The 9758-nt window shown below is 50.2% G+C and carries 9 protein-coding genes; 5 read left to right on the top strand and 4 right to left on the bottom strand.

All coding sequences use genetic code 11. The features are described 5' to 3' along the window. Nucleotides 1–590: 590 nt before the first annotated feature. Nucleotides 591–2741, bottom strand: coding sequence for a YhgE/Pip domain-containing protein (locus PPOP_RS06890; protein ID WP_006285423.1), 2151 nt, complete (start codon nt 2739–2741; stop codon nt 591–593). Between the two features lie 253 nt (nt 2742–2994). Between PPOP_RS06890 and PPOP_RS06885 the strand changes: the two genes are divergently transcribed. Further along, nucleotides 2995–3957: a DMT family transporter gene (locus tag PPOP_RS06885; protein ID WP_006285422.1), complete on the top strand. Its 963-nt coding sequence runs from the start codon at nt 2995–2997 to the stop codon at nt 3955–3957. 143 nt (nt 3958–4100) lie between these two features. Here the strand turns inward: PPOP_RS06885 and PPOP_RS06880 are convergent, their stop codons facing one another. Beyond that, nucleotides 4101–4730 (bottom strand): nitroreductase family protein, encoded by a 630-nt coding sequence (locus tag PPOP_RS06880; RefSeq protein WP_006285421.1) that lies wholly within the window; start codon nt 4728–4730, stop codon nt 4101–4103. Nucleotides 4731–5211: 481 nt separating this feature from the next. Here PPOP_RS06880 and rlmH point away from each other — a divergent pair, with 481 nt between their 5' ends. The 4 genes from rlmH to PPOP_RS06860 all read left to right on the top strand — a co-directional run bounded on the left by rlmH (nt 5212) and on the right by PPOP_RS06860 (nt 7625). Next, nucleotides 5212–5691: a 23S rRNA (pseudouridine(1915)-N(3))-methyltransferase RlmH gene (gene rlmH / locus PPOP_RS06870; protein WP_006285420.1), complete on the top strand. Its 480-nt coding sequence runs from the start codon at nt 5212–5214 to the stop codon at nt 5689–5691. A gap of 33 nt (nt 5692–5724) precedes the next feature. Next, nucleotides 5725–5862: a hypothetical protein gene (locus PPOP_RS22605; RefSeq protein ID WP_159101814.1), complete on the top strand. Its 138-nt coding sequence runs from the start codon at nt 5725–5727 to the stop codon at nt 5860–5862. A gap of 187 nt (nt 5863–6049) precedes the next feature. Then, nucleotides 6050–6442: a hypothetical protein gene (locus PPOP_RS06865; RefSeq protein ID WP_006285419.1), complete on the top strand. Its 393-nt coding sequence runs from the start codon at nt 6050–6052 to the stop codon at nt 6440–6442. A gap of 16 nt (nt 6443–6458) precedes the next feature. Then, nucleotides 6459–7625: a DUF6575 domain-containing protein gene (locus tag PPOP_RS06860; protein WP_042227713.1), complete on the top strand. Its 1167-nt coding sequence runs from the start codon at nt 6459–6461 to the stop codon at nt 7623–7625. 81 nt (nt 7626–7706) lie between these two features. Here PPOP_RS06860 and PPOP_RS06855 read toward each other — a convergent pair whose 3' ends face one another. Beyond that, nucleotides 7707–8765 (bottom strand): endonuclease/exonuclease/phosphatase family protein, encoded by a 1059-nt coding sequence (locus PPOP_RS06855; protein WP_422730619.1) that lies wholly within the window; start codon nt 8763–8765, stop codon nt 7707–7709. 25 nt (nt 8766–8790) lie between these two features. Then, nucleotides 8791–9483 carry a Dph6-related ATP pyrophosphatase gene (locus PPOP_RS06850; protein ID WP_006285416.1) on the bottom strand — a complete coding sequence of 231 codons (693 nt, stop codon included), beginning with the start codon at nt 9481–9483 and terminating at the stop codon, nt 8791–8793. Nucleotides 9484–9758 lie beyond the last annotated feature (275 nt).

Raw genomic sequence — 9758 nt, 5'->3', positions numbered from 1 at the left:
AGGAATGTAAGGGGCTGACAAGTGCCTTTTTTTTGCATCTGATCTAAGCACTTTTACGCTGCAATTCTAGGCATTTTTAGTATGCAATAAACAGGGAATGTCCATGTTTGTTTACCTTAAAGGTGCTGGTGCTTCGGCTTTTGTAGTTACTGTAGGTCATTTACCATTCTTTTATGCAGACACATATAAATCAATATTTTACGGCTCCGTTTCGTCCAGCAGCCGTAACCCCGTCCGCGCCGAAGGCATAGCGCAGATTCACATAATAAAATGGAGCTCCTGCAGCTCGTGCTTGTTCTGCAGCATATGCGAAGGCCTTTGTGACACTTCCAACCCCTACTTTCACTTAATTTATTTACAATGTATTTATAATTTATTTGCATGGTAAGTACAATGAGCATAGCTCCACACTTACTATATAGATGGCCTCGCCCCAAAAAACGCTTGGAACGGACTTCTATTGCGTCTGAAAGAGAAACTTACACAAGGCTTTGGCGAGATCAGTCCCTAAGTCAAAAATGGTCACAGTCTAATTTATGCGCTAACGTTTGCGATATGCGCCGTCTCCCCGGTATACTGGAAATTACAGATCAATGGATCAGCTTGCTCTCCTTCGCTTTGCGCACCAGCCCCGCGCTCGCCTTGTTGATGGGGCTTTTGAGAACGAGGCCGATAAGGAGGAAGAGGCCGGCGGTGACGACGAGTACATAGATGTCGCGTCGCACAATTTCCCATAGTATGCCGCCGACCGCTTCCCGCATCATGCTGATCGCATAGGTGAACGGCAGGAACGGATGAATCATTTGGAAAAAAGGTGGCGTCGTCTGAATGGGGAAGGTGCCCCCGGAGCCGGCCAACTGCAGGACGAGCATCACGATGGCGAGCGCCTTCCCTACGTTGCCAAAAACCGAGACCAACGTGTAGACGGCAAGTATGAAGACGGCGCTAATGATGAGACCGAAGACGACGAACCAGCCCGGATGCAGCACATAGGTCTTCAGCAGATAAATATCTCCGGTTGTCACGAACAGCGATTGGAGCAAGGCGATGGTCAGGAAGGTGAAGTACCGGCCGAAATAGATTTGAACATCCGTGTAATGCTTACCCTCTTCGTGCACCTCCACCGTCAGCAGCGAGACGAGCAGCAGTGCTCCAACCCACAGGGACAGCGTCGTGAAGAACGGAGACATGGCCGATCCGTAGTTCGGAATCGGGAACAGCTTATTCTCCTTCAGGATGACCGGCTCGGCAAAGAACTCGCTCTCCTTCTCGAAGTTATTCTTCAGCAGATCGATAATTTCGGTAATGTCACCCTGTGCCTCGAGCGTACGGAGTTTGTCCGCAAATTCCGTAATTTTGGCTTGAACGACAGGCAGGTTCTCCTGAATTACCGGAATCTGTTCGATGCCGATTGCGCTTAACATCGAGGCGTCCTTCAACAACGTCTCGATGTCCGGAATATTATGGATGGTATTTCGGAGCACCTGCTGTACCTTGGCGATATCCTCGACCGCTTTGTCCACGCCCTGCAGCATGGCAGGCTTCAACTCGCTGTCGTACCGGTTCAGCAGTTCCCCCGCAATGGCTCCCGCGTCCTGGGACAGCCGGTGGAGATGGTCCAGCAGCTCGGTACCGATCTCTTCACCGCGATCGATGGCTGCCTTGATCTCATTGACGGTCGCGGCCTGCTGGGCAAGCTTGTCCGAGAGCTGCCTTAGCCTGTCAGTTACGCCGTGAAGCTGGCCGCCGGTGACCGCCTGGCTGAGCCGGTTGAACCAATCCGCCGTGCTATCCGCAATCTTCACTGCGGCGCCCAGCTTCTCGGACAGCTGTCCTAGCCCTTTACTGGTCAGCGACGGATCGGCGGTGACTTCCTCGAGAATCGCCGTAACGTGGCTCACCGATTCGGCCGCCTGCTGCAGGGTGCTCAAGTCCTGCTTAATGAAGGGGGAGATGGTCTCGATGCCTTCCCGGCTGTATTGGAGCAAGTCGGCGAGCTTAGATGAGAATTGCTGCGCATCCTTTGCCAGTTGGGCGACGGTGGGCAGGTTCTTCAGCGCCTCATTCACGATCCGGTCCGCCGTAGTCACGTCTCTCATCGCGGTATTCACCGTATCCGAGAAGCGGGGGAATGATTGTTCCAGCTTGAACACGAGGTTCTTCACCTTCTCAATGGTCGGAAGCTCATTAGACAGCTTAACTCCGAGCTCATTGAAGATTTTGAAAATTGTCCGGTTGGCCGTTCTGACGAAGTTATCGCTGACCTCCTCGATGATGCCGGTGGCACCCTTGGACGTAATTTTCGGAGCGATGGCATTTATTTTTTCATTAACAAAGTAGAGAATCTCGGCCTTGATCGGCTCCTTTGATAGCACGGACCCGATCCGGACGGAGAAGTCCCCAGGAATGATGATGCTGGCGTAATAATCGCCGTGGCTTACGCCCCTCATCGCTTCGTCCTTGTCGACGAAGATCCAGCCGATAAGGGTGTTGGTCTTCAGATTCTCAACCACCTCGTTGCCGATATTGACGGGCTTGTCCATAATCTGTGCCCCTTGATCGAGGTTGACGACGGCGATCTTGATGCCGTGCGTATTGCTGTACGGGTCCCACGATGCTTCAATATTGAACCACGCGTACAAGGAGGGAAGAATGCTCAAGCCGAGAATGATGACGGTTGCGGCCCAATTCGATCCGATTCGCTTCAGGTCGTTCGCATAAATGGAAAAAATAGGTCTCATGACGGCCTCCGCTTCCAGATGTACTGTTTTCAGTATTTGCCACGGGGGATACAATCATGCGGACAGGCAGGCGAAGCCAGATGAATCGGCCCGTGTTATGCAGTAGATGTATATGCGCTGGTGAATTAGAGTGGGGGCTTGGGAAGGGGGCAGGCCGGGTCTTGACAAATGGTGCAGATATGAGAGGATAGATGAGTTATTGTAGAAAACAATCATGATTCTTCCGAAGTCAGATAGAAAGAAGTGTAGTTGTGTGAAAAAATACGCCATCTATCTCATGCTGGTCGGCGTGATGGTCGCATGGGGCTTGAACGTGACGGCGACGAAGGTGCTGGTGTCGCATTTTATGCCGGTCACGATGAGCGCATTCCGTATTATGACGGCGGCGCTGAGCGTGTTCCTGCTGCTCGTGCCGATGGGTCAGTTGCGGCTGCTGCGGGGCAAGGAATGGGGCAATGTGCTTGTTGCTTCCTTGTTCAATGTGGTGGGGCAACATTATTTTTTGTCGCTTGGCCTGACGACTACGTCGGCTTCCAACGGCGGCTTGATTATCGGTCTGGGGCCGTTATTAACGACGCTGATGGCGATTCTGTTCCTGGGTACCCGGATGACCGGGTTCAATATGACCGGCATCGTGCTCGGCTTGTCCGGCGTTGCCTTCATCGTTACGCATGGCAGCTCGGGGATGAGCGGCGTCTCCGTTGGGGATGTGTATGTCTTCCTGGCCATACTGTCGCAGGCGATCAGCTTTATAATGATCAAAAAAATGTCAACTACGCTCGATCCGCGGCTGATGACGGGATATATGCTGTTTTTCGGGTCTGTCGGATTGTACGCGTTAAGTCTGGTGTTGGAGCCGGAGGGGATGGCCAGCTTGGCACAGACCGATATCGGGCTATGGGCGGTCTTCCTTGGTTCCGCGGTTATCGCGACGGCCGTCGGGCATATGGCGTATAATTACGCGATCGGCCAGGTCGGTGCTGCGGAGGCGTCGATTTTCATCAATCTGAATCCGTTCTTCGCCTTGATTGGGTCATCGCTCCTGCTGGGCGAGGCCGTCACGCTCGTGCAGATATCGGGCTTCGCGCTTATCCTGATCGGCGTCCTGATCGGCTCGGGCGCCCTCGAAGAGTGGCTGCGCCAGCACCGTCTGCGGAGAGGGGACACTTGCGGCTATCGGACGCCGAAGAGCAAAGGCTGCAGCAGTGGCCCTTGAACCTTCTTGGTGGTAGCCGGGAAGGTGTGGCCGAAAATCTCAATCGGCTGCGGACAGAGGAAGGCACCCGGAAGCGGGTGCCTTTATTAAATGGGATAAGTATTGAAATGGAGCGGTGGCTTGCGGCTTCGCGATCGTCCCGGTTAAAAGCGCTGGTAAGTCACAAATTCGCGCACCGGCTTGCGGTAACCGCGTGGCCGCAGGCTGGACGGGTCATGCTTGCCAATCGTGATCAGCATAACCGGGATGTATGTGTCGGGAATATTCAAAATCGCCCGCACCTTGTCTGGATCGAAGCCGATCATTGGGCAGGTATCCCATCCCTTGGCCTTGGCCGCGAGCATGAATTGCATGGCGGATAGACTGGCATTGCGAATCGCCTCATCCCGCTTGAACGTCTCTCCCCGCTCTTCATAGAACCGGATTGTAAACTCTGCCATCGTATCTACCTCTTGCTGGCTCAGCACTCCGAGTTGGAGCAACCCTTCGTTCAGCTCCCGCGCCTTCAGATGGGCTTCCGTGCTCCCTAACACGGCAATAACGCCGGAAGCCGTCTTCACCTTGTACTGCTTGCTCGTTGCTTCGTACAGCTGCTCCTTGAGCTCTCCGTCCGTTACGGTAACGTAATGCGCATGCTGCAGATTGAAAGCGGACGGGGCGAACTTAACCAGCGAGAATATCTCTTCCAGCTCCGACTCGGAGATAGGAGTGTTCTCAATAAATTTATTGGCGGATCGCCTTTCTTTGATGATAGCTTCAAAATCTTGTGTCATTGCAAACACGCCTCCTTTGAAAACCGTTGATGGTCCTATTTTATCACCTGAACTTATTAAAAGTAAGTACATATTATAATAAAATTAACATTAATTTTGTTATTTAAATTTTGAGGGATCCGAGCCAAGCCCGATGAATGGGTAAGAATTTGATAAGAATGGGCTTCGGATGGCCGGGGGCGTCGGGGGTTCGTGAGTGTGTTTAAGGTCTTGTCGTCACTCTCCCATTCGGTCAGGATAACGGGAACGGAGCTTGAGGTGAGATCATTATCCAGCGTTGTTTTTTGCAGAAGTGACGTGAAAGTTATAACTGCTGACGGGGGTACTGTTGATCACAATACGAGCAACGTGGGATATCTGGGGCCGTTGAATAGACGCACGGAGGAAATGTCGGGTACACTAGAAGCAATGATGGAAGTTTACGGGGCGATGGCCCTTTTTTGGATAAAGTAAACAAAGCGAAACGGGGTTAACGACAACAATGCTCATTCAATTGGTATGCGTTGGGAAGCTGAAGGAGAAATATTTGGTGCTGGGGAATGCGGAATATAGCAAGCGGCTGGCGCCCTATGTAAAGTTCCGGGTGGTCGAGGTCCCCGACGAGCAGGCGCCTGAGAAACTGAGCGACGCCGAGGTGGAGCAGGTGAAGGAGCGGGAAGGCGAGCGCATCCTCGGCCATATCAAGCCGGATGCGCATGTCGTGGCACTGGCGATTGACGGCCAGCTCTGGTCGAGCGAGGACCTGGCCTCCCATATCGATCGCCTGGCGACTTACGGAACAAGCCACGTCGTCTTTGTTATCGGCGGTTCTAATGGCTTGTCCGACACTGTCTTGCGACGCGCTCAGGCAAAGCTGTCCTTCGGCCACATGACGCTGCCGCATCAGCTAATGCGCCTGGTGCTTGTGGAGCAGATTTACCGGGCAGTGAAAATTAATCGGGGGGAACCGTATCATAAGTGAGGGTAACGACTGTTCCAACAAGGGGAATGTCGGTTGACGATCGAACGCTTGAAGATGGGTATTGCAGAAAACGGGCCAAAAATCGTGCACATGGAGGATAACGATATGTACGAGACGTACCCGTCGATTGCATCACCAACTGGCTTGATTTTTTTCGTTAGCAAGCCCTAATTACGAGAAGTTGTTGGAGATTGTGAAGCCCTAGAAGTTTCAAAATATCGCCGCACACCGTCTGTCTGTGGAGAGCAGTGATTTTCTATTTACGAATGGCCTAGAGGTAGGTTAAGATTAGATGGAAATCATTTCATTTATTTGTCATGTTGTCTCTGCTGCTTAAGTATAAATAGGAGAGGATACAATGTCTGACAGTGGTAATAATGGTAATTGGGGAGACCACTATCCAGTGTCTTGCCCTCCTGAAAGTGCAAAATCAAAAGATGTAGACCCAGTTTATAGATTAACTTTGAATAACCCTCCACTAGACGAGGATTTTCACAGTCATAAAGAAGAAAATCTACGTTATCCACCGAACAAAGAATGTGAAGCTTGTGCGATTTCGGTATTCACTGATTTTGATCAGATTCAAAAAGTTAAGAAAAAAATTATTCTTTTCAAGAATAAAGGCCACATAGCTCAAGGCAAGATAACCAGTGAAACTGGCGTTGTTTCAGAACCAGATCATAAATCTCATATTAACTGGTGGGTTTATACTGGTATTGATGTAAAAAAGTATTTTAAGGATAATTCCTAAGATAGGGATGGTTTCTATGGATTATACTCTTCCTTTCCCTATTGGGGCCGTTAAAATCATTAACGTGTTTGAGTACTATGACGGTCCCAAAGTGTTTGCTTGCGAGAGCATAACGGGACAAAAATACGTAGTCAATTGGATCGATACCACTTCCAATAATGACACATGGTTTTATGTGCCTGTGAGTGGAACGAGATACCTTCTTATTCTGAATGGGAGGGTCTCTTTACGTGACTGCATTCTTCATTCAGAGAATAACATGGTGTTGGAAGTCCAGACACCCAAGGGACAGTATAACACTGTAGAGATTAATTATAGAGAAGTAGGTACTATTGTTGAGGAAGAATTGCCTGATCCAGATTCATACTTGGAACTTGAGCAGCAAGAATCAACTCTTCCTCCAAGGGAAGAACCTACAGCTCTTACAGCTGCTCGTACAGGAAGAGATGTTCTAGATTTAATCTTAAATGTGAGTGATCAGCACAGTAATGAAATTGATGCAGATTTACTTGGGGAAGTGCTAGTTACTACTCAGAATTTAGCATATTATATGGGATCGAATTGTATAAATAGTCGAGGACCTATTGCTAGAGACGTGATTAATGCAAATAAACTCAAGGCCAGCGGATTCTTTGCTGCATCCTTTGGGGTCCGTTTGAAGTCTGATACACATCAAGGACTTTTTGGTGATACCGATGCGTCAGATACAATGGAAAAACTGATGGAGCTTTTCGAGTCTACACCTGAAGTAGAAAAGTTTAGAACCGTTATAAAAGGTTTAAGTATCCGGGCCATAAAGACATATTATACATTATTAAATAAGTTGGACAATGAGGATACAAGGATTAAAATCGAGTGGGCATCGCCAAGCCAAAAATACAAAGAAGCCGTACTTGATTCTGGGAGTATTAAAAAGGCTGTAGATATACTTATAAAAGAAACAAAAACAGAAATAAAACAGATTGAAGTAAAAGGTATGTTGGTGGGAGTTAATACAGAGTCAAATAAATTTAATCTTCACACGGAAGATGATGAGCAAATAAGTGGTGTGATTGGTAAGAGCCTAAGAGAGCAGCAGTTTGTGGTGCCAGCAAATGTAACAGCAGTAGTTGAGCAAAAGACAGAGGTCCATGTATTTACCGAAGAGGAAAAGTCAACATTCACTTTAATTTCACTTGAATAATTCTCCACCCGTGTTCGCAGGAACCGTAGAGCAAGCCAGCACCTCCGAACATCGGGGGCGTTGGCTTGTTTGGCGTCAGGCTTATTTCAATATAAATCTCCCGCTCACCGGGTTATGATCACTGTGCTCGAAGCTCAGATCATGTCCGGTGACAGCGACGATTTCGACATTCGGGGAGACGAGGAAGCCGTCGATAACAGCGAGGAAGGTAATCCCTGGCCGATACGCGCTGTCCAGTGTGCGGACGGAAGGCGTGCTCGGGTCTACCGCCCATTGGAAACCAGTCGGAGCGAAGGTGTCGGGGAAGGGCTGCAGCCACTGCGGCCATTCCTGCTGTGCGAGAAAGCGGCTATGATCGGTTCCCGGCAAGGAGTGGTTCCAGTCGCCGCCGAGGATGAGATAGTTATCCTTCTTCATTTCTTGCTGAATATAGTCCCCCAGAAAATCAAGCTGTTGTTTGCGGATGGTGCCGCCCTTGTCGAAGGCCGATAAATGCAGGTTAATCATGACAAGCTCTTTTCCGTTATCGACAGGGAAGCGGCTCTCGATAAATGCGCGATCCAGCTCAAATAGCTGCACAGGCCAGCTCTCTTTGCCCGGCAGATCGAAGCGGGTATGAGAGGCGCTGGAGAACGTGGATAACGTCAGCAAGCCGCTCTGCACCGAACCCATCGGATGGGTTAGCGGCACGGGAACCCACGCCACCTTATAGTTATAGGCGAATGTGCTGCTGTATCCCGGCAGGCGGTCACCAATTATCTGAACCTGATTACTATGATGGCTGCGGGAAGAATGAACGTCCACTTCCTGCAGGATATACAGATCGGAGCGGGTGCCCTGTAGAAAATCGATCATTGCGCTCAGATTTGCTTCCGTTTGTTCCTTGCTGCTGGAGCGGGACATCGTTCCGCCGTCCATAAAGAAGTCCTGCCCTTTGTCGAGGCCGGCGTAGCCGAGATTGAATGTCGTGACGGTGAACGGCTGGCCCTGCTTCAGCGTAGAGGTGGTGTTATTGTTCGTTGCAAGTTCTACTTGAGCGGGGGGCTTATCATCAACCGCTGTCATATAGATGAGAAAAATGGCAAGCGCAGCTAGGGGCGTGAGCACGATCCAGCCCAGCCATTTTAACAATTTTTTGATCATTTGATCGTAGGTACCTCCTGTGTTATCTAATTCCCAACTCCAAAGGCAAAAACGCATATTCGCCGTTGCTAACCACCTTACCCTTACGAACGGGAATGGGCTGTCTGAACATAGGCCCGTCAAGGACGGTCGTATGGAACTCGCCGCCTTCACCGCAGGGGTCGATGCCGCGGGCGAGAAGCTCCTCCACATATTCATGGGTTAGCATTCGGCCCAGGTCGTCTTCCCGCATGCCTAGCGATAAATTCACGGTCACCAGCATCGTTACAAAGCCGAGATTAATGAACTGCCGGACCGCCTCCAGGTGATCCATCTCCCAGAGGGGCATTCCCAGCTTTAAGCCAGCATGTTGCGTCACTCTGTCATGCCAGCAGCCATGTGCGGGCATATCCAGGTCGCCGGTGACCAGCACTTCTGCGCCTTCGCTTTTTGCTTTGGCCAACAGGATCATAAAGTTCTTCTCATAATCCGTCCAACTCGTGGCAACCGTATATATGGGCAAGCCGATGGATTCCGCTTGGGCTTGTATCAGCTTCGGCGGCATGCCATGGGAGCGGGAACGTTGCCCTTCTTCCTCCAGCATGACGATAAGGCCGACGGCTTCTCCAACCTGCATCGCTTTATATAACGCCAGTGTACTGTCTTTTCCCCCGCTGAAGGAAGCGACAAATTTATGCCCGCGGGCGCCGTGTTTCCAATCTGCTGTTTCTGTCATTCCTGTTTTTCTCCTTCCAGCCCGAACGCGAATCTGTAGAAGGGCCGTATTGGGTGTTTTTTTCTTGTTACATTCTATCACGAAAAAGATCGAAGAAATAGGATGCGTGTAATCGCGGAATCAGATTGGAGATACTGATGTTGGCTGAGTGAAGCGACGGAGTCGAACCGCCCTTGTGACACAGTGTCATATATTACTATTGAAATAGGATACCGTATCTTTTATGATTAAGATATTCCCGATATGACATGGTGTCATTTCAGTGATGGGAGGAA

It is taken from the genome of Paenibacillus popilliae ATCC 14706, from assembly GCF_000315235.1.
GTDB classification, from domain to species: Bacteria; Bacillota; Bacilli; order Paenibacillales; family Paenibacillaceae; genus Paenibacillus_B; species Paenibacillus_B popilliae.
Note: the sequence above shows the minus strand (reverse complement) of the source record. Positions and strands in the feature narration are given on the sequence as shown.

Coding starts and splice junctions, on each gene's coding strand:
- PPOP_RS06865 (WP_006285419.1), top strand. CDS start 6,050: ATGTCTGACAGTGGTAATAATGGTAATTGGGGAGACCACTATCCAGTG.
- rlmH (WP_006285420.1), top strand. CDS start 5,212: ATGCTCATTCAATTGGTATGCGTTGGGAAGCTGAAGGAGAAATATTTG.
- PPOP_RS06860 (WP_042227713.1), top strand. CDS start 6,459: ATGGATTATACTCTTCCTTTCCCTATTGGGGCCGTTAAAATCATTAAC.
- PPOP_RS06890 (WP_006285423.1), bottom strand. CDS start 2,741: ATGAGACCTATTTTTTCCATTTATGCGAACGACCTGAAGCGAATCGGA.
- PPOP_RS06850 (WP_006285416.1), bottom strand. CDS start 9,483: ATGACAGAAACAGCAGATTGGAAACACGGCGCCCGCGGGCATAAATTT.
- PPOP_RS06880 (WP_006285421.1), bottom strand. CDS start 4,730: ATGACACAAGATTTTGAAGCTATCATCAAAGAAAGGCGATCCGCCAAT.